16 protein-coding genes are annotated in these 19,140 nt (G+C 39.7%); 6 read left to right on the forward strand and 10 right to left on the reverse strand.

Annotated features, from left to right (window positions below; translation table 11 throughout):
* Positions 1-31: 31 nt before the first annotated feature.
* On the reverse strand, positions 32-907 hold the full coding sequence (locus I6F10_RS03900) for a DMT family transporter (protein WP_010553617.1): 876 nt from the start codon (positions 905-907) through the stop codon (positions 32-34).
* A 97-nt stretch (positions 908-1,004) separates the two neighbouring features.
* On the opposite strand from I6F10_RS03900, the gene I6F10_RS03905 reads away from it, so the two are divergent.
* Both I6F10_RS03905 and I6F10_RS03910 read left to right on the forward strand, forming a co-directional pair.
* Positions 1,005-1,904 (forward strand): LysR family transcriptional regulator, encoded by a 900-nt coding sequence (locus I6F10_RS03905; RefSeq protein ID WP_165743771.1) that lies wholly within the window; start codon positions 1,005-1,007, stop codon positions 1,902-1,904.
* A gap of 114 nt (positions 1,905-2,018) precedes the next feature.
* On the forward strand, positions 2,019-3,050 hold the full coding sequence (locus I6F10_RS03910; protein ID WP_165743772.1) for a LacI family DNA-binding transcriptional regulator: 1,032 nt from the start codon (positions 2,019-2,021) through the stop codon (positions 3,048-3,050).
* A 95-nt stretch (positions 3,051-3,145) separates the two neighbouring features.
* On the opposite strand, the gene gtfA is transcribed toward I6F10_RS03910, so the two are convergent.
* Positions 3,146-4,618 (reverse strand): sucrose phosphorylase, encoded by a 1,473-nt coding sequence (gtfA, locus tag I6F10_RS03915; protein WP_165743773.1) that lies wholly within the window; start codon positions 4,616-4,618, stop codon positions 3,146-3,148.
* Positions 4,619-4,794: 176 nt separating this feature from the next.
* On the opposite strand from gtfA, the gene I6F10_RS03920 reads away from it, so the two are divergent.
* From I6F10_RS03920 to I6F10_RS03930, 3 genes are all read left to right on the forward strand, one after another.
* Complete coding sequence (locus I6F10_RS03920; protein WP_165743774.1) at positions 4,795-6,021, forward strand: MFS transporter; 1,227 nt, start codon at positions 4,795-4,797, stop codon at positions 6,019-6,021.
* A gap of 170 nt (positions 6,022-6,191) precedes the next feature.
* Positions 6,192-8,582, forward strand: a complete 2,391-nt coding sequence (locus I6F10_RS03925; protein WP_165743775.1) for a TonB-dependent receptor — start codon at positions 6,192-6,194, stop codon at positions 8,580-8,582.
* Between the two features lie 113 nt (positions 8,583-8,695).
* Positions 8,696-9,643, forward strand: a complete 948-nt coding sequence (locus I6F10_RS03930; RefSeq protein WP_010553611.1) for a carbohydrate kinase family protein — start codon at positions 8,696-8,698, stop codon at positions 9,641-9,643.
* Positions 9,644-9,903: 260 nt separating this feature from the next.
* Here I6F10_RS03930 and I6F10_RS20125 read toward each other — a convergent pair whose 3' ends face one another.
* The 4 genes from I6F10_RS20125 to I6F10_RS03950 form a co-directional block, all read right to left on the reverse strand.
* The gene (locus I6F10_RS20125) at positions 9,904-10,140 is read right to left on the reverse strand and encodes a hypothetical protein (RefSeq protein WP_231619874.1); all 237 of its coding nucleotides are present in this window, start codon (positions 10,138-10,140) and stop codon (positions 9,904-9,906) included.
* A 156-nt stretch (positions 10,141-10,296) separates the two neighbouring features.
* A complete protein-coding gene (locus tag I6F10_RS03940; protein WP_002960091.1) occupies positions 10,297-10,677 on the reverse strand; it encodes an STAS/SEC14 domain-containing protein in 381 nt (126 codons plus the stop codon).
* Between the two features lie 98 nt (positions 10,678-10,775).
* Positions 10,776-11,468: a cupin domain-containing protein gene (locus I6F10_RS03945; protein ID WP_165743776.1), complete on the reverse strand. Its 693-nt coding sequence runs from the start codon at positions 11,466-11,468 to the stop codon at positions 10,776-10,778.
* 49 nt (positions 11,469-11,517) lie between these two features.
* Positions 11,518-12,138, reverse strand: a complete 621-nt coding sequence (locus tag I6F10_RS03950; protein WP_165743777.1) for a glutathione S-transferase family protein — start codon at positions 12,136-12,138, stop codon at positions 11,518-11,520.
* A 390-nt stretch (positions 12,139-12,528) separates the two neighbouring features.
* On the opposite strand from I6F10_RS03950, the gene I6F10_RS03955 reads away from it, so the two are divergent.
* Positions 12,529-13,047 (forward strand): TetR/AcrR family transcriptional regulator, encoded by a 519-nt coding sequence (locus I6F10_RS03955; RefSeq protein ID WP_165743778.1) that lies wholly within the window; start codon positions 12,529-12,531, stop codon positions 13,045-13,047.
* A gap of 84 nt (positions 13,048-13,131) precedes the next feature.
* On the opposite strand, the gene I6F10_RS03960 is transcribed toward I6F10_RS03955, so the two are convergent.
* The 4 genes from I6F10_RS03960 to I6F10_RS03975 form a co-directional block, all read right to left on the reverse strand.
* Positions 13,132-14,601 (reverse strand): carbon starvation CstA family protein, encoded by a 1,470-nt coding sequence (locus I6F10_RS03960; RefSeq protein ID WP_165743779.1) that lies wholly within the window; start codon positions 14,599-14,601, stop codon positions 13,132-13,134.
* A 258-nt stretch (positions 14,602-14,859) separates the two neighbouring features.
* Entirely contained in the window at positions 14,860-15,777 is a 918-nt protein-coding gene (locus tag I6F10_RS03965) for a carbohydrate kinase family protein (RefSeq protein ID WP_165743780.1), read from the reverse strand.
* Positions 15,778-15,779: 2 nt separating this feature from the next.
* Positions 15,780-17,303, reverse strand: coding sequence for a mannitol dehydrogenase family protein (locus tag I6F10_RS03970; RefSeq protein WP_165743781.1), 1,524 nt, complete (start codon positions 17,301-17,303; stop codon positions 15,780-15,782).
* 60 nt (positions 17,304-17,363) lie between these two features.
* On the reverse strand, positions 17,364-19,085 hold the full coding sequence (locus tag I6F10_RS03975; RefSeq protein ID WP_165743782.1) for a purine-cytosine permease family protein: 1,722 nt from the start codon (positions 19,083-19,085) through the stop codon (positions 17,364-17,366).
* Positions 19,086-19,140 lie beyond the last annotated feature (55 nt).

The raw sequence follows: 19,140 nt of genomic DNA on the forward strand, positions 1-19,140 counted from the left end.
CTACTGCGCAGTGCACACCACGCGCAGTAGTTTATTTTGTGAGTTGACGTTTAACCAATCGCTGTTTGTTTTTTTGTACGTTAGCCAACCATACTAAGGGTAAAATAATTAACGATGCGCCAATTATTAAGCCAAGTGTAGGTACTTCGCCAAACCAAAATAACCCAACAACGACAGCTGCCACTAAGCCACTATATTCAGCGCTAGCAACTTGGCTCGATTCGATTTTGCTATAAACATACACGCAAATTCCCGCATAAATTAAAATAAACAGTGTAGAGCCAAACGCAGTAATAAGTGCGGCCCAATGCCATGGCTCGTTTTCCCACAGCGCCAAACCTAATCCCACAGGCATACCTACTAAATTGGTAAGTAACAAAGTTTGCATAATACTATGGTGTTTAGGTAACTTTCGTATTAGTACATTATTTATTGCCAGTGTAATTGCGACTACAAGTGCAAATATAGCCGCCCAATTAATGTCGGTAGGCTGAATAACAATAAGTACCCCTATAAAGCCAATAACAGCCACAGCTATGCTGCTTTTTGTTAGCTGTTCACGAAATATCATTACTGCTAAAGGCAGCATTAATAAAGGCGCTGCATAAAAAATAGCGTTAGCGGTTGCAAGCGGTAAAGCTTTTAGCGCAAACACCATAAATATAATACCAAATAACCATACATGTCCGCGTACCGCATGCCATTTTAAACCGGCAAATAAATGTTTTTTATTCGCCGACAAACAAAACGGGAGCAAAATTAATACTGCGGTAAGTTGGCGCATAAATACAAACTGAAACGTGGGGCTTTCTGCTGGTAAAGTTTTGATTATAGCATCAGAAAAAACCGCAATAATATTACCCACCACAAGTAATGTCATGCCTAAGCCAACCGATATTTTTTGCATTGTTACTCCGTGCCCGCAAATTAAAAACGCTAGCATAGAGCAATTCGTTTAATTATGTATAATGATTAAAATACTTTTAGTATGAGTTTAACTAATAATGAAATTACCCCCATTACGTGCTGTTCAGTGTTTTGAATCTGTAGCGCGATTAAATAGTTTTTCTAAAGCAGCAGAACATCTAAATGTGACGCAAAGTGCCGTGAGCCATCAGGTTAAATTACTAGAGCAATATTTAAACGAGCCGCTATTTAACCGCAGTGGTCGTAGCTTTTCGTTAACCGACGCGGGCAATCGTTACTATCAAGAAGTGAGTCATTCATTAACCAGTTTAGCCTCTGCCACACAAAAAATACGTTACGGCGAGCCTGGGCATCTTCGTTTAGCACTTTATAGCTCATTAGCTGTTAAGTGGTTAATACCGCGATTAGAAAGCTTTAAACATGACTCGCCAGATATCGACTTAACTTTAAATATGATTGTAGATGAGGCGGATTTTAGCGACCGTGTTGCCGATTGTTTTATTACCACAACGCCACCTAAAGGTGAGTTTGTCAGCTTATTTTTATTTGCAGAAAAGCTTTACCCTGCTTGTGGCAAAGGCATGTGGCAGCAATTAAAAAATCAATCGCTGCCCAATGAATTATGGAAGCACCCGCTGTTGTCGGTGCAGTATGATGAGTCAGAGCAACGTAGCACCAATGACTGGCAGCAATGGTGTAAAAGCGGCGGCTTTGAGCTACCTAAAAACGTAAGAGTTAATCACTTTAGTCACGTTATACTGGCCGCAGAAGCTGCGCGTTATAATTTAGGTATTACGCTTATTGATGCGTTTTTTATTGCCTCACAGCACGATAACCACTTAGTTAAGTTGCCACTGCATGGAGTTGAAACCGGCTGTAAATTTTATTTTGTATATAAAAAATCGCGAGCAAAACAAACCGATATTATTACCCTAAGCCGCTGGCTAAAAGCCCAGTGGGCCGAGGTTAAAAAATAAAATGAAAGTATTAAGTCATCATACTTCATGCCAGTTTATAGCTATAACTATTATTTGATTTTATACTATCTCTATTAATTTAAGCACAGTCTTTTTAAAGGATAATCATAACTCATGAGAAAACCGGCCCACTGGACCTTAAAAAGTATCGCTCTAGAATTAGGTGTGTCTAATGCTACGGTTTCTAATGCGTTTAATCGCCCTGATCAGCTATCGGCTAAACGCCGAGAAGATATTCTTGCAGCGTGTAAAACTTTGGGCTATTACGGGCCTAATAAGGCCGCGCAATCATTGCGTAATGGCACATTTAATATTGTCGCTTTAGTACTGCCCGATAGTGTGGAATACATGGTGTCGGACCCTGTAGCTAGTAGCTTTATGCGCGGTGTTACCTCAGTGCTTGAAAAAAACGGCATTAATGTTTTATTGTTTTCAGGTAATAGCGATACCCTTAATAACATAGTCGACTTTGTAGATGGCTTTATTTGTTATGGCCGCCCTCGTAATAACGCGTTAGTTGAGCAGTTAAAAACTGTGTCTAAACATGTAGTGACAATTGATTTTGATATTGCTCGCAATGCCTCTGTAAATATTAATAACGAGCAAGCAAGTTACGAAATAGCTAAACACGTACTGCATAATCAAAACGATAAAGTGGCTATATTAGGCCTTAGATTACTTGATGAAAACGTATTGTGCCGGGTGTATGAGCATCACGAATTTGAAACCGGACAATCTATTTCGCATCAACGTTTACGTGGTTATCAACGTGCTTTAAGCGAGGCAAATATTACGGTAGCTGACGATCGTATTTGGAACATTCCTGAAAGTAGCGAACGTTTTGCAATTATTGCTGCTAAAGAAGTTTTAAGTGCCTCCCCTCGTCCTAACGTTATAATTTGTATGAGTGATTTAATTGCCCTTGCCACAATGCGAGAAGCAATAAAACAAGGCATAAAAATAGGTAAAGAACTGCGTATTGTAGGCTTTGATGGTATTGATGAAGCAGCCCGGTTTGTACCTCGCCTCACCACCATTCATCAAAACAGCCAAGAAAAAGGCGTTATAGCCGCTGAATTATTTATTTCTAAAGAAGAAAAAACTCAGGAAGTCAGTTACGAATTAGAGATTGGTGCCAGTAGTTAGCTTACAAGCCTTGTAATTGTTTTATGTGTTAAAAAGCCAAGCTTAAGTAGCTTGGCTTTTGCTTTACATGGCGTTTGTAAATTACTTTTATAGCATTAAGCTAAAAATGAATTTAAGTTAATCGTTGTTTCTTCATCACCGTTTACCTGCGTAATCAGTGCATGGCGTAATTTAAAATCAACAGTAAGTGAAATAGTTTGCTCACCTAGTTGCCACGATAAACAACACATACTGCCTTCACCTTGCGCACTAAACTCACCTGCAAATGCAGGGTGTGAATTGCGAATTTTAATTAATTCAATTAAACCTTTTACTACAGGCTTATTTAAGGCTTTATCGATTATATTTGCATCTAAATATGGGCGGTTAATATCACGGCCAACATTTGTATTTGTCAGTAATTCCATATCGTTTTCGCAAGCAAATAGGCCGCCGTAATACACTTGTGGTACACCTGGTGCAAAAAATTGAATTGCACGCGACAGTAAGTAATCAAAGTCTTTAGCGCCTAATGCGTTGTAGTACGTACAGTTAACTTGATATAAGTCGACATTACTCGCCGCAGCGCCCGTAGCTTGGCGGCTTTGGTTGTTACTGTTGGCGTGCATTGTTTCGACTAGGTTATCAATCTGCTGTGCATTTAATAGCCCTGGTTTGTCGCCCATTGGACCTGCGTCAATAATGCCAATACCGTCATGTGTATCAAGTACAGTTAAGCAATTACGTGGCGAAATTTGTAACCATTTGAGCAGTGCATCTACATCGTTGTTAAATAAGCTGTGTAAAATAAGTGGTGGTAACGCAAAGTCGTAAACCATATTTACACGTTTTGCCACTTCTACCTGAGTTTGATAATGGCTATGTATTTCTGCAATGGTTTCCATGCCTAAATCGTTTGCTTGCTTAGATAAGTTATCTAGGTAACCAAATGTTTCATCAAGCATAAAGCAATTAGTGCCCGCTTGCTTAATGGCGTAGCCCGCCGCATCTAAACGAATAATATTTACATTGTTAGCCGAAAATTTAGTAAGTACGTTATTTAAATACGCAACACCGGCTTCTACTTTTACGTTTATATCGATTTGATTGTCGGTAAAAGTGGTCCAAAAATCATACATTTGGCCGTCGCCACAATGCATTGGCGTAAAACAGCTACCTGGGCGTGGGCGGTAAATTGCTTTTTGCTCAGCTTCGCTCATACCATTTGGAAATACATCTTCTTTGGTTAAAAATAAATCCCAAAATTCTGATTGCTTACCTTTAGCTAATACATCTTGAAACTGAAAAGACTGCGCCGATACATGGTTAACAATTAGGTCTGCCATTAAGTCGAGATCTTTACCTAATACTTGTATGTCTTCCCAAGTGCCTATTCTAGAATCAACTTCACTATGATCAATAGGGTCAAAGCCAGCATCGCTGCCATCAATAGGATTGTAAAATGGCAATAAGTGCACACCACCAAATACGCCTTTTAAAGGACCGTTTAAAAGTGTGGTTAGCGCGCCTATATTTTGGCCAGTGATTCGATCAGCATATGTGATCAATTGAACTTTATTCTTCATCATTGTGTGATTACCATGTTGAAACTTAATCGATTAAGATATATCTTTAACTAGCGAGTAAAAATTTACAAGTAATTTTTAATAATTTTACATACAAATTTCGTGGCTCACGTAATACTACAGTAAGCAACTGACTGACTTACGAAGTGTTAATAGAGAATTTAACGAGGAATAAACACATGACAAAATCACACACACACGTAAGCAGCGGCCCACTGCAACAAATACGCTGGCTTACATATATGATGTTTTTTATGTTTGCCATGACCTCTGACGCAGTCGGCATGATAATCCCCGAACTTATAAAGGACTTCGGTTTGAGCATGACTCAAGCTAGTGCATTTCATTACGCTCCCATGGCATTAATAGCCTTTAGTGGATTATTTTTAGGCTTTTTAGCTGACAGCCTTGGCCGTAAAAAAACCATTATGCTGGGTTTATTAATATTTTCTGCTAGTTGTTTTTTATTTGCATTTAGCACCAGTTTTACCTTCTTTTTAGTATTGCTTTGCTGCATAGGTCTGGCCATTGGTTTATTTAAAACCGGCGCACTGGCATTGCTTGGCGATATTTCACATAGTAACGACGACCATACTAAAACCATGAACAAGGTTGAGGGATTTTTTGGCATTGGCGCTATTGTAGGCCCTGCCCTAGTTGGTGTTTTATTAGTGCAAAACGTAAGTTGGACATACCTGTATATTACTGCGGGCGTAATGTGTTTAATACTTGCTTTATTAGCATGGCGCGCAGACTACCCTGACGTGGTTAAAACAACTGAAAAGCCTGCTTCGCTTGCCACTACCCTGAAAATGGTAAAAAACCCTTATGCACTTGGCTTTTCTTTAGCCATTGCACTGTATGTAGCGACTGAAGTGGCTATTTATGTATGGATGCCAACGCTATTAAAAGACTACACAGGCTCTTGGCCGCTCCTTGCCACTTATGCACTTACTATATTTTTTATACTACGTGCTGCAGGTCGCTTTATTGCCGTATGGTTACTAAACCGTTATAGCTGGCAAGGTGTTATGGCTTATTTAAGCTTAGGCATTGCGCTTTGTTATGTGGGTACACTTATTGGTGGTGTTGACTGGGCTGTAGGGTTACTACCTCTTTCAGGTTTATTTATGTCTATGGTTTATCCAACTTTAAACTCTAAAGGTATATCGTGTTTCCCTGCTGAGCGCCATGGAGCCGTAGCCGGCGTTATATTGTTTTTTACCGCATTATCGGCTGCTTTAGCTCCTTTATTTATGGGTATGATCAGCGATTACTTTGGCCATGTGCGCTATGGCTTTTACTTAGCAACAGGGTTTGCCGTGATTTTATTTGTAGCTATGTTGTTCAATTATTTACGCGACCCATCAATGAGTGCTTTACAAGAAAGTAACCCAACAGCTTAATAAACTTGTATTTCAATACAATAAAAACACCTTAAAAATCAAAATATGAATAATAAAAGAACAAATTAAACACAAAATGATTTGCTTATTGTAAAATATTTGTTATTTTTACTTAATCGATTAAGTAAAAATAACAAATCCTACTGGGATCAACACAACGAGGCGTTCACATGACAACACACAATACACCTTTATATTTAATCAGCGCTTTAGCACTTGCCGTAAGTCAAGGCGTTAACGCACAAGAAACAGACCAAGCAACACCTGAAGCATCACAAAACAAAGGTCTTGAAACAATAGTTGTAACCGGCGTACCACGTCGAACAACAATCATGGCTTCAAGCGTTTCAGTTAGTAGCGTATCACTTGAACAAGTTCAGGTGTCTACTCCTCGCTCAACAGCCGAGGCTTTTAGAATCATTCCTGGTATTCGTGCAGAATCGACAGGTGGCGAAGGTAATGCAAATATTGCTGTTCGTGGTTTACCTGTAGCATCAGGCGGTGCTAAATTTCTACAATTACAAGAAGATGGGTTACCTGTAATGCAATACGGTGACATCGCTTTTGGTAATTCTGATATTTTTATGCGATTAGATAATACGGTGCAAACAATTGAATCGATTCGTGGTGGCTCAGCATCTACTGCAGCAAGTAATGCACCTGGTGGCATTATTAACTTTATCTCTAAAAATGGCGAAAACGAATCTGGCAGTGTGTCTACAACACTAGGCTTAGATTACGACAGCGTTCGTACAGACTTTGAATACGGCACTTACTTAACCGATAGCGTGCGTTTTCATGTTGGTGGTTTTGTTCGACAAGGCGAAGGCCCGCGCGAAACAGGTTACACGTCTAATAAAGGTGGCCAAATTAAAGCTAACCTTACAAAAGATTTTGAAAATGGCTACGTTCGCCTTTATTACAAACACTTAGACGATAAGAGTGTTGGCTACCTTCCTATGCCAATGTACTCAAATGGTGACTCTATTGCTGGCTTTGATGCGCAGTCAGACACCCCTCACTCAGCGTTATTTACTAAAACAGTGCGCTTAAATGGTGAAAACCAAATTAGCAGCGGCGATATCCGTGATGGTATGAATCCAAAGGTTGACTCTGTTGGTTTTGAAGCTGTATTTGATTTAGATAACGATTGGCGTATTGAAAACCGTTTCCGTAAGTCATCAATTAGCGGTAACTTTAATTCACCTTTCACAGAACAAGTCGGTAGTGCAACATCAATAGCTGAAAGCATTGGTGGCGCAGGTGCAACCTTGAGTAATGCGAACACCGGTGAAGCGTTTAACGATGGTTTAGCAATGAAGATGGTGACATTTGATGTCACAATGAATGACTTCGGCTCTATAGTTAATGACTTTAAATTAACTAAATCGTTCGACGATGATACCAGCCTTACATTTGGTTACTATGCATCTACGCAAAACATTGCTATGTCGTGGTTATGGAATTCTTACGTAATGGAGCTCAAGGGTGACAATGCTGCATTATTAAATGTAACAGGTGCCGATGGCACTGAGTTATCTGAAAACGGTTTATACGCCTACAGTGCATTTGGTAACTGTTGTCAACGTGATTACGATACAGAATACGATACTCGCGCCCCTTACGTAGCATTTTCGACTAAGCTAGGTGATGTCAGTATTGATGCAAGTGCTCGCTACGATAGCGGTGAAGCTCGCGGAACATACGCAGGTGCAGTGACTTCAACAGTAGATATGAACCGCGACGGTGTGATCTCTGTGCCGGAACAAAATGTTGCTGGAATTGATACTGCAAACGCAAGCCCAGTAAACTATGACTGGAACTATTCGTCTTATTCAATTGGTGCTAATTACCAAATTGACCCAAGCCTTGCCACGTTTGCACGTATAAGTAAGGGCGGGCGAGCAAACGCCGACCGACTTTTATTTGGTAAAGTACGCGCCGACGGCTCTGTTGCAAAAGAAGACGCTGTTGATGAAGTGAACCAATTTGAGTTTGGTGTTAAAAAGCGCTTTGATTCATTATCAGTGTTTGCTACTGCGTTTTTTGCCGAAACTGAAGAGCAAAACTTTGAAGCAACATCACAAACATTTTTTGACCGTGAATACGAAGCAAAAGGGATCGAAATAGAATCTACTTACTTTATTGATGCATGGGATTTCCGTGGTAATTTAACCTGGACCGACGCAGAAATAGCCAAAGACGCACTTGCTCCTGAGGTAGTAGGTAATACACCGCGTCGTCAAGCTGATTTAATTTATTCATTAATGGCACGTTATAACTATGAGCAAGGCTCTGCTGGCCTTAGCTTTATTGGTACTACCGATGCATATGCACAAGATAATAACGACCTTAAACTTGACGGTTACACACAAGTAAATGGCTTTGTAAGTTATGACTTATCTGAAAACCTTAACATTGCCCTTAATGTAAATAACCTCTTCGATACAGTAGGTATTACAGAAGCCGAAGAAGGCTCAGTACCTGAAAACAACATTATTCGTGCCCGTGCTATTAACGGCCGCACAACGTCGGTAACTTTAAAATACGCTTTTAACTAAATGTGTGTATTGCGCTGCAGTGAGTAATCACTGTAGCGCCTTTTAAAGAATGAATAATTAACACCCTTCACGTTTTTTAGCCTAGCCTTGCTAGGCTTTTTAGGATATTCCAAATGACCAAACTTCTGTGCTTAGGCGAGCTATTAATTGATATGCTGCCACAAGATGCTAATAACTCTGCCTATTTACCTATACCAGGTGGCGCACCTGCCAATGTAGCTGTTGGCTATGCAAAACTCGGAGGTGAAGCTTCATTTTGTGGTGGTAGAGGGGACGATCATTTTGCCAATCAATTAAGTAATGCATTAGCGCAATACAATGTAAATACAGACTATTTATTTACCATTGCAGGCTCACAAACCGCTATGGTTATAGTAAGCCTTGATGAAACCGGCGAGCGTAGTTTTGGCTTTTATCGCCATAACACAGCCGATGTACTATTAACCCCGGCGCATTTAACGCATATAAATTGGCAAGAAATAAGCACACTACACTTTTGTTCAAACACATTAACCGAATCAGCAATTGCCAACACAACAGTTAAAGCGCTAGAACTTGCAAAAGCGAATAATAAGCTCGTCAGTTTTGATGTAAATTTACGCTACAGCTTGTGGGAAAACACAAGCGATATAGCAAGCAATGTAAAAGCTTGTTACACCTATTGTGACATAGTAAAACTCTCGCGTGATGAGCTTAATTTTTTAGCTCAGCATAGTGATACAACGAGCGATGATTACATTCAAACGCTATTAAATACCGGAGTAAAACTGGTGTTTTTAACCGATGGGCCAGAGCCTGCCAAGGTTTACCACAGCGCATTTACACTTAACGAATCTGCACCAAAAATAAACGCCGTAGATACAACAAGCGCAGGGGATGCATTTATAGCGGGGGTTTTATACTACTTAAATAACTTAGGAAGTGATTTACCACTAGCAGATAAACTAAATGATAAAGCGAGCGTAAAAGACGCCCTGCACTTTGCTCTTAAATGTGGTTCTAAAGCGTGTTTAGCAAAAGGGGCATTTCCGGCATTACCTGTACTGGCTGATGTACTTTAAATGATTAAAGCCCCATATTACGGGGCTTTAAATCAGAGTTATATCTGTTGCTTTATAAAGGTGACACCTTTAGGTATTTCATCTTGAGGTAACCGAGTAGAGTGCATTTGCGATAACAACCATTTATCGCCCACTTTTGATACAACAACGCTTTCTAACCAATAAATATCAATACTTCTTTCGGTGTTTTTAATATTGGCTTTATTCCAGTAATTAATAAAAGCAACATCTCCTTCTACACGCGAATTTATAACACTAAATTAATTTGTTCGTATGTAATCAGCGGGCTTAACAACATTTACAAAGTCATCAATAGTCCACACTTCTCCGTGCTCTAAAAGCAGGAATGAATCATCAACAGCCGCGCGCATTTTTGCGTGATCAAAGTTAGATACAGCTAAAAATAAATCGCTTACGGGCGTAAATATGGTGCTGTCTTTTGCATGTATCGATGTAGAAAATATCAGGAATGTAATAAAGGTAAGTACTTGTTTCATTGTTTTTATAATGTGTAGTTTGCTCAATAATAATTAGTGTATTTTAATACAGCAGTGTTAACAATTGAAATAAACCGAATGTAACTACCTAACAATGTTACCCATAGAGCAAAAAAGCACTCTAAAAGAGTGCTTTAATTTAAGTTTTCAATAAAGCTATTCATCTAGCCAATCTATGGCTGCGGTAGCATTTTCAAAGTATTGAACCTCACCCGATATGAACCAGTTACCTATTTTAGCCATTCGAGCTTGCCACTCTTTATTACCGTAAATAGCTACTTTTTTAAATTCTTTAGAGTGCTTAACACCTAACTTGAGGTCGTCCCACGCTGCGCGTAATTCCCAACCTTCAAGTTCGCTACCATCTATTAAGGCGTTTACAACTGGGTGCTTAACTTCGCCAAGAGCTGAATTTATCATTGGGGTAATTATTTTGTAGTCGTCGTGAGTAAGCGTACCAACGGCTTTAAGTTTTAAAAAAAACTCTCTTCCTGCACGTTCAAGACCAATCGATAAACCATGTGTTGTGTGTACCATTACTGCTCTCCTTAAATAGGCTGAGCGGTAAAAGTACACCTTCTAAAATTAATTAGTCCTGAACTAGATCAATAAACAATCTCAAATAAACGACTCAATCACGCATTTTGTACGCGAGATATCTGGTTTTCTACATCAGTTAAATGACCCGTTTTAAGCCATACTTTTGCACCATTACTTCCCGCTTTAACGTTAACGGAGCTATTAACAGGTACTCTTAACCAACTGTTTTTTACAAGGGTATCGGCTTGCTCATCAAATGAGCCTTCAAGTACTAGCAGCTCAGCTCCACCTTTTGCGCTTATAACCATGCAGGCGTTGGGCTTAAAGTGCAACAAGCTTACCTCTTCAAAGTCGTCTTTGTATAAAGGGGTTACGGCAACATTTTTAAAACTAGGATGCACCGTACTTTGCATCAAATTTGTTTGCAAACGCACGTGCGTTCGATCATCTGGTTGAAACTGCCATAACTTTACAAATATAACGCAGCCATTTTCAGACCCCGGCTTATGCTTTGATTGCGGTGGATTACGGATATAAGAACCTGCCGCAAAGTCACCATGCTCATCTTGAAATCCCCCTTCAAGCACAACAAACTCTTCACCGCCTGTATGTACATGCGGCGAAAACTCACTGCCAGGTGCATAACGAACAATGGTCGTTGCGCGAGCAACTTCGTCGCCCACTCTATCGAGCGCTCGCCTATCAACGCCCGCCATTGGCGATGCAACCCACGGGAGCGATTCGCTATGTACCACAACTCGTTTACTAAAATCGGCAGCTATTTTCATGTTTGGCTCCTAAGCGTAACTTCACTTAAATTTTAAATTAATAACCTAATTAAGCTGCAACACTTGGGCGTTTTGCTACTTTTTCTTGCCATGCAACTAAATGGGTAAGCTCATTTGGGATTACTATTTGTGCAAATCCAGCAAATACCAGCCCAGCATACAATGTAATATCAGCAATACTAAACTGCTCGCCGCCAACAAACGCCGATTGCGCTAGTACATCATTAAAATAGCTAAACCCTTGGCGCGCTTTTTCGCCTTGTTTTTCACCCCAAGCCACATTTTGATATATTTCAAGCTCAGGACCTAAGCCATCAGTTGCATGATGAAAGTAAGTTGCCACAGCGTCAAGCACCATAGATTCTGCACGCTTTTGCATCATGTTAATTACTGCACGCTCTTTTGCGGTTTCACCCATTAAAGATGTGCCTTCAAATGCGGTATCAATATACTCAGTAATAGCGGTACTTTCTGATATAAACGTGCCGTCATCTAGCTCTAATACGGGTACACCTGCTAATGGATTTTTAGCTAAAAAGGCTTTTGTTCTGTGTTCACCATTTAATAAATCAACAGGTACAAACTCAACATTTGAAGTGGCATTTTTTTCAGCTAAAGCGATACGAACGCGAAGTGGATTTGGAAAGTTTTCTACATCATAAATTTTCATAGCAATCTCTATCTTTATTGTTTAAAAGTGAGTCAAGGGCAGTGACCTACCTATTGATAGGTAATTTGTAATATTAAACTAAATTTAAGTCAACGTTTAAATTTTTCTGATTTATGGGATTTAACTTAATTCATAATAAAATTAGGGAGTTGCTTAAAAGTAAAAACACTTGTAAATAACTACCTACTGGTCGATAATTTTGCTGTACCAATTGCATTAAATAAGTGATCTATTGTTGCGCTAAGAAAATAGCGCAATAACAAGGCGAAAATCATGACATGCAGTTGTTCTGTATGAATAATTTTTAACGCAGTTAGTGAGTTATTTAATGCGATACAATGATCATGTTTTTAAAAAAACTGGTATTACTGCAGATAGGAAATATTAAAAATGAGTAAAAAAGAAGCTTTATTAAAAGCCGCTGAAAACAAGGTGCGACTTGGCGGGTACAGTAATTTTAGTTTTAGAGAGCTAGCCTGCGAAGTCGGCATTAAAAGCGCCAGTGTGCACTATCACTTTCCGACTAAGGCCGATTTAGGTGCAGAGCTTGCTCATCAATATACTGATTCTTTTTTAGCAGCTTTAGGCGAGCCAAACGAACTTAAAGCAAACGGTAAAAATCCTATTGATGTGTACACACAGCTTTTTAGACGTGCATTAGTAACCGATAAAAAAATGTGTTTATGTGGTTTACTAGGAGCCGAAAGCGATAGCCTTCCAGATAAAGTACGCCTTGAAGTAAAACGCTTTTTTAATCAAAACCTAACATGGCTTAGCGCTGCACACTTAACTAATGGTGAGCCTAACCCCGCTCAAGCAGCTATTCAAACAGTGAGCCTGCTTGAGGGCGCTATGATGATAAGCAAAACGCTCGACGATAATAGTTACTTTGAACTTGCAACTCAGTAATACCTAAATTTAGTACACAAAAAAAGCGAGCTATTGATAATCAATAGCTCGCTTTTTTAATGCTTGAAATAACTTATGTGATTATTAAACCGCTGTTGGTTTAACTTTATGCTTAGAGTGCACAATAGCTAAAACAATTAAGCCAATCACTGTTACTACAGCGCCAATAGGTTTACCTAAATCGCTTGATAAGTTAAGACCAATTGTCGCAGTGCCAATATAAGAAACCGTTACCGCTGTTGCTATAACAGCAGGAACACTGGCAATCCAATGGAATGTACCACGGTCAAACAAGTACTTAGTAGCAAGCCATAATACGCTTGTAGAAAGCAGCATGTTTGAAAATGCAAAGTAGCGCCAAATTAATGAGAAATCGAGCTTAGTCATAAAGTACGCTATAGCAAGTATAGGCACCGCCACTAATAAGCGATTACGTAAACTTTGTGGAATATTAAACGCATCAACAACTGTTAAACGTAGTGAGCGGAACGCTGTATCACCAGAAGTAATTGGGAATACGGCTACTGCAATAATTGCCATTATACCGCCAAATACGCCTAAGTAACTGTTAGCTACATGGTTAACAACTAAGCCTGGACCACCTTGGTCAAGCAATGCTTTTAAGCCCGCGTAACCATCTGGGAACGCTGCAATACCAGCAAGTGCCCATACACAACCTACAATACCTTCACACATCATAGCGCCGTAATAAACTGGACGTACGTATTTTTCGTTAGTTAAACAACGCGCAATAATAGGCGCTTGAGTAGAGTGAAAACCACTAATAGCACCACAGGTAATTGTTATAAATAACAGTGGCCATGTTGGTAGTCCATCTGGGTTTGGCTCTAAAAAGTCATGTGCGTGGTCAGCTTCAAAGTAAGCTAAAAAGTCACTTGGTACCGGTAAGTGCGGCGCATTAATAAGTAATGAAATAGCAATTGCCACTGTCATTACAATCATTAGCGCACCAAAAATTGGGTAAAACTTAGTGATAATTTTATCAATTGGTAGCAAGGTCGCTAAAAAGTAATACGCTAAAATGGCAAGTACCCAAAAGGTGTTGTTTGCCAGTATTGTACCTTCAAAAAAATCAAGGTTACTTAGCAAACCTGCAGGGCTCATAATAAATACTACACCTACAAAAAACAGTAGCATGGCAGTAAATACAAGCATAAAGCCTTTAAATACGACGTTGTAATAATGGCCTGCGATCTCTGGTAGGCTTTTACCGTCTTCTTTTATACTCATTACACCTGAGAAGAAGTCGTGTACAGCGCCACCTAAAACATTACCAAGTACAATCCATACTAGTGCAACGGGTCCGTATAAAGCACCTAAAATTGGGCCAAATATTGGGCCTACGCCAGCAATGTTTAAAAACTGAATTAAAAATGCTCGTACAGGGTGAATAGCTACGTAATCAACACCTTCGCTAAAGCGTTTTTGTGGTGTGTCAGCAGTTGAATCCAAACCGGCTTGTTTTTCAACAAATGGGCTGTAAAACTTATAGCCCAGTATTAAAATAGTGAGGCAGATAAAAAAGATGATCATAAAGCACGTTTCTCTTTTTGTATTTTAGTTATAGAGCGCATTGTGTGTCGCCCCGCCTTTTCAATCCGTGAATAATCGACGAACGATAACAAAGCTTTAACCCTCAAACAATAAGACGTTTAGCTAATACAATAATCAATATAAGCCACTATTTACGCAACCTGCGCACTTAACACTCACTTATCGCCTGCGTCTTATTTTAGGCACAAAAAAAGCGGTTAAACTTTTACGTATAACCGCTTTCACACACAATGTTTTTTAAAGTGGGTTCATAAACTCACTAATTTGTTGATGCGTTAAAGTAGGTGTTGCACCAGAACTTTCGGCGACCATTGCTCCAACGGCACATGCAAAGTCAACGGCATATTGCGCGTCGTCGTTGCTACAAAGCTGATAAATTAACGAACCTAAAAACGAATCCCCTGCGCCAACAGTGTCAATTACGCTAATTAAATAACCTGAATTATAAAAATTTTCGCCTTTGATTGTTAATAAAGCACCGTGGCTGCCTTTGGTTACACATAAGTAATCGGTATTTGTTTGCTGTGCTATAAACGCTAAATTTTGTTCAAGCGAATGAAACTTACAACCCATCGCTTTTGCAATTTCGTATAGCTCTTCATCGTTTAACTTAATAAAGTCTGCTTTATTCATTAAATCTACAAGTGTTTCTAGCTTGTAATGCGGTGCACGTAGATTTACGTCAAATACCTTAAAGTTTGCTACATCAACTAGTTGATTTAACGTTGCTAAAGACGCTTCGCTTCGCCCAATTAGGCTGCCAAATACAAATACATCGCTACTTTTAACTTTACTAAGTAACTCATCGGTAAGCGCTATATTATCCCACGCAGTATCTGCCACTATTTCATAACTTGCAGAGCCACCACTGTCGAGCGTTACCTCAACCGTGCTAGTTTTTTTGTCACTATTAATAGCAATGTATTCGCAGCTTACGCCTTTGCTAGTAATTTCGCCTAGTAACTCAGCGCCTAACTCGTCGTTACCAACAGCGCTGATCATGTCGGCTTTAATGCCAAGTGAGTTAATACGCACACACATATTAAGTGGCGCGCCACCTAAGCGTTTACCTGAATCAAAACAATCCCACAGTACTTCGCCAAAACAGCTAACACTTACGTTTTCGCCTGATTTAAGATTAATTAAAATGCTCATAATTAGTTACTCTTTTGATCAAGTACAGCCTGCATAATGGCTTTAATTTTACTATTAGGTGCATACAACGCAGCAACCGACTTTTTATACTCAGCAGTAAACGTTTCGTTATGCTCAAGCTTACCAAACAAGCTCGTTAACTTTAAAAATGCAATCGGGCTAGTTTGAGTCTCTTGCGCGTAAGAATTAAGCTCTTTGTGCATCGCATCTTGAATTTCAAGTTGCTCGCCGTTTTCACTTAAACCTTTATCGCTGTATAAACACCAAGTAGCAATAACAAGCGTTGCCAGTGAAACATCTCGACCTTGTACTAGGTTTTCGTTAATTGTGGCAATTAAAAACTTAGGCAGTTTAGCTGAGCTTTCACTACAGATACGCGCTAGGCTGTCTTTAATATTAGGATTAGCAAAACGCTCTATTAACGTATCTTTGTAACTTTCAAGGTCAATGCCTTCAAGTGGTTCAAGATTTGGCGTTACTTCTTTATCCATAAAAGCACGTAGGTATGTGGCAAATAATTCATCCGATACCGTTTCGTCAATAGTGCCGTAGCCATGGATTGAACCTAATAAACCAAGTACAGAATGCCCTGCATTAAGTAAACGTATTTTCATGGTTTCATAAGGCGTTACATCAGTAACAAACTGAGCACCAACAACATCCCAATTTGGACGAGAGTCACTAAATGTGTCCTCTATTACCCATTGTGTAAACGACTCACAGGTAATTGGCCACTCGTCGCTAACACCATATGCATCAACCACGTAATCAATATCACTCTTTTTAGATACCGGAGTAATACGGTCAACCATCGCATTTGGAAACGATACGTTTTGCTCAATCCACTCACTTAGGTCTTTGTCTTGCTCTGTAGCAAAGGCTAAAAGCATTTTGCGTGTTACGTTACCGTTGTGCTGAATGTTATCGCACGACTGCACTGTAAACGCGCCTAGGCCTTGCTCTTTACGCAGTTTTAACGCAGCAGTAATGTAACCAAACGCTGTAATTGGGTCGTTCGGGTTATTAATGTCGTTAATAATATCTGGATTACTGGTGTCAAACTCGCCCGTTGCAGGGTTAAAGTTGTAGCCGCCTTCGGTAATAGTAAGCGACACAATTTTAGTATCGCTGTGCGCTAACTTATTAATTACCGCTTGTTTGTCCTCTGGAGCAAACAAAAAGTCGATCATTGAGCCAATTACTTTGTTATCTATTTTACCGTCTGGGTGTCTAACAGTAAGCGTATAAAGGTAATCTTGCTGCTTTAAAATATCACGCAGACCACGGTTACCCTCTAAAAGGCCAACACCACATATACCCCATTGCTCAGAGCCCGGAGTTTTTAAAAGCTCGTTAACATACACTGCTTGGTGAGCACGATGAAAACCGCCCACACCAATATGTACAATACCGGCTTTAACTGCGCTACGGTCGTAGGTTGGTGTATCAACATGGCTTGGTAATTGAGCCAAGCTCTGTTGGTTTAGCCCTGTAACTAGAGCGTCAGTGTGTTGATGTTGCGTCATGGTGCGACCTTACTAAACAAAAATAAAATATAAATTACGATACTGTATTACGATAAGTAATTACGATGCTGTATTGAGTACTTTATGGCGCTTTAATGACCAGTACGCAGTAACAAAATAAATAACAGTACAAATAAAACAGGCTATTTCGAATTGCGATTTATTAGCGCTGTACATACTCATAGTTTCACTGAAAAACATCACTTGGCTGGCAAATATAAAAATAATAACCAGTGAAACCGTAGAAACCGCGTTAAGTACTTTTGTAAATACAGAGCTGTCAATTACAGGCTTTGGAATGTCTTTAGCCTCAGCTGCTTGATATTCTTTAATATCACGTTGCTCTTGCTTTTCTGCTGCAATTTCTTGTGTGTAATCGTCACCAGCGCCGTATTTTTTAGCTAAAAGCGTGTAAACAACAATGGTGAAAATCCATGTAGGAATAAACAAGTAGTAAAACGACATTACATCAATTGCGTTTAAGCCAAAGCCAAACACAAGTGCTAACGCCCAAGATGCTATAGCCGGTACGCTGCGGGTAATATTTTTATATTTAGCCCAGTAACGTGTTAGGCCAATTTTAGGAAATAACACATGCTCAGCAAACACAATGCCGCCTACTGGTACAACTAATAAGCCTGCGTAAGTAAGTAGCGGAAGCATTTGAGAAAATACAAACGGGAAACATGCAATAATTACGGTTACAACACCTACAATAGCGGTTGTGCGTTCACGTGATTGATTAACAAATATAGATTGTGCTGCAAGGCCTGCACGGTAAAGGTTTGCGTTAGCTGTAGTCCAACCGGCAATAATTACAATAACAAAACCAGTCCAACCTAATGCATGGTATGCAACATCGCCCGGATCAAGTGATGAAATAGTTGTTTTAAGTAATACCGCAACACCTGCGCCCATAATACCGGCAGAGATCCACGCTAAGTAATGACCAAAAAACATGCCCACACCAGAAAACAAACCATAGCTTTTGCGTTTAGCAAATCTAAAAATAGCCATGTCGATTAAACCAAAGTGAGTTATTGAGTTAGCAGCCCATGCAAAGCCAATCACTTCTAATAGGCCAATGCCCTTTTCACCATCGGCATTGGTGCCCGTCCATATGGAGGAGTCGCCTATGGTCATAAAGTCGCTAAAGCTAGTTAAAGAGGTAGAACCTAATACGTGATTTGAAAGCTCAGGAAATAACGCGAACGAGCCTGCAATAAATATAACAAATAGCCACGGCGCACACAGCTTTGAAAAGTCAGCAACCGTAGAAAAGCCATACATCGCAACAAATACAACAATAGAGCCAACAGCTAAAACAATGGCTACAAACCAAAAGCTATTTGGATACCAATCAAGTTGCGCAGGTATATCAAACAAAAACCGCACGGCGGTGGAGGATACCGTGATCATAGCGGCCGATATAATACTAAAAATAACCACGTTAGCCCAGTTATAGAGCTTGGTCATTGAGTTACCAGCGATTTTGTTTAAGTAGTTATATAAACTTAAGCGGGTTTCTACTGCAATGGGTGCAGTAATCAGCCACCAAGAACACATTGCTAACAGGTTACCTATTAATAAACCAAGTAGAATATCGATGGTTGAAGCGCCTAATGCAACAAACGTTGCACCAATAACAAATTCAGTAGCCGCAACATGTTCGCCGGCGTATAGCCCTGCAAAATGCTTCCAGCCGTGAAGCTTATTATTAGCAACAGGAAGTTGCTCTTCGTTTACATCTTTAAATGTTTGTGTGTGTGGACTCGTTGCCATGGTATTTCCTATTGTTAACAGCAAAGCATTTGATACCAATCTGCATAACTATTTG

Origin of the sequence: Pseudoalteromonas sp. SWYJZ98 (assembly GCF_015864495.1) — a bacterium.
Lineage (GTDB): Bacteria > Pseudomonadota > Gammaproteobacteria > Enterobacterales > Alteromonadaceae > Pseudoalteromonas > Pseudoalteromonas distincta.

Excerpts from the sequence above, each read along its gene's own strand:
- I6F10_RS03945 (WP_165743776.1), bottom strand. The coding sequence starts at position 11,468 with ATGAAAATAGCTGCCGATTTTAGTAAACGAGTTGTGGTACATAGCGAA.
- I6F10_RS03905 (WP_165743771.1), top strand. The coding sequence starts at position 1,005 with ATGAAATTACCCCCATTACGTGCTGTTCAGTGTTTTGAATCTGTAGCG.
- I6F10_RS03950 (WP_165743777.1), bottom strand. The coding sequence starts at position 12,138 with ATGAAAATTTATGATGTAGAAAACTTTCCAAATCCACTTCGCGTTCGT.
- I6F10_RS03960 (WP_165743779.1), bottom strand. The coding sequence starts at position 14,601 with ATGATCATCTTTTTTATCTGCCTCACTATTTTAATACTGGGCTATAAG.
- I6F10_RS20125 (WP_231619874.1), bottom strand. The coding sequence starts at position 10,140 with ATGAAACAAGTACTTACCTTTATTACATTCCTGATATTTTCTACATCG.
- I6F10_RS03900 (WP_010553617.1), bottom strand. The coding sequence starts at position 907 with ATGCAAAAAATATCGGTTGGCTTAGGCATGACATTACTTGTGGTGGGT.
- I6F10_RS03965 (WP_165743780.1), bottom strand. The coding sequence starts at position 15,777 with ATGAGCATTTTAATTAATCTTAAATCAGGCGAAAACGTAAGTGTTAGC.
- gtfA (WP_165743773.1), bottom strand. The coding sequence starts at position 4,618 with ATGATGAAGAATAAAGTTCAATTGATCACATATGCTGATCGAATCACT.
- I6F10_RS03930 (WP_010553611.1), top strand. The coding sequence starts at position 8,696 with ATGACCAAACTTCTGTGCTTAGGCGAGCTATTAATTGATATGCTGCCA.
- I6F10_RS03975 (WP_165743782.1), bottom strand. The coding sequence starts at position 19,085 with ATGGCAACGAGTCCACACACACAAACATTTAAAGATGTAAACGAAGAG.
- I6F10_RS03940 (WP_002960091.1), bottom strand. The coding sequence starts at position 10,677 with ATGGTACACACAACACATGGTTTATCGATTGGTCTTGAACGTGCAGGA.
- I6F10_RS03925 (WP_165743775.1), top strand. The coding sequence starts at position 6,192 with ATGACAACACACAATACACCTTTATATTTAATCAGCGCTTTAGCACTT.
- I6F10_RS03970 (WP_165743781.1), bottom strand. The coding sequence starts at position 17,303 with ATGACGCAACATCAACACACTGACGCTCTAGTTACAGGGCTAAACCAA.
- I6F10_RS03955 (WP_165743778.1), top strand. The coding sequence starts at position 12,529 with ATGAGTAAAAAAGAAGCTTTATTAAAAGCCGCTGAAAACAAGGTGCGA.
- I6F10_RS03920 (WP_165743774.1), top strand. The coding sequence starts at position 4,795 with ATGACAAAATCACACACACACGTAAGCAGCGGCCCACTGCAACAAATA.
- I6F10_RS03910 (WP_165743772.1), top strand. The coding sequence starts at position 2,019 with ATGAGAAAACCGGCCCACTGGACCTTAAAAAGTATCGCTCTAGAATTA.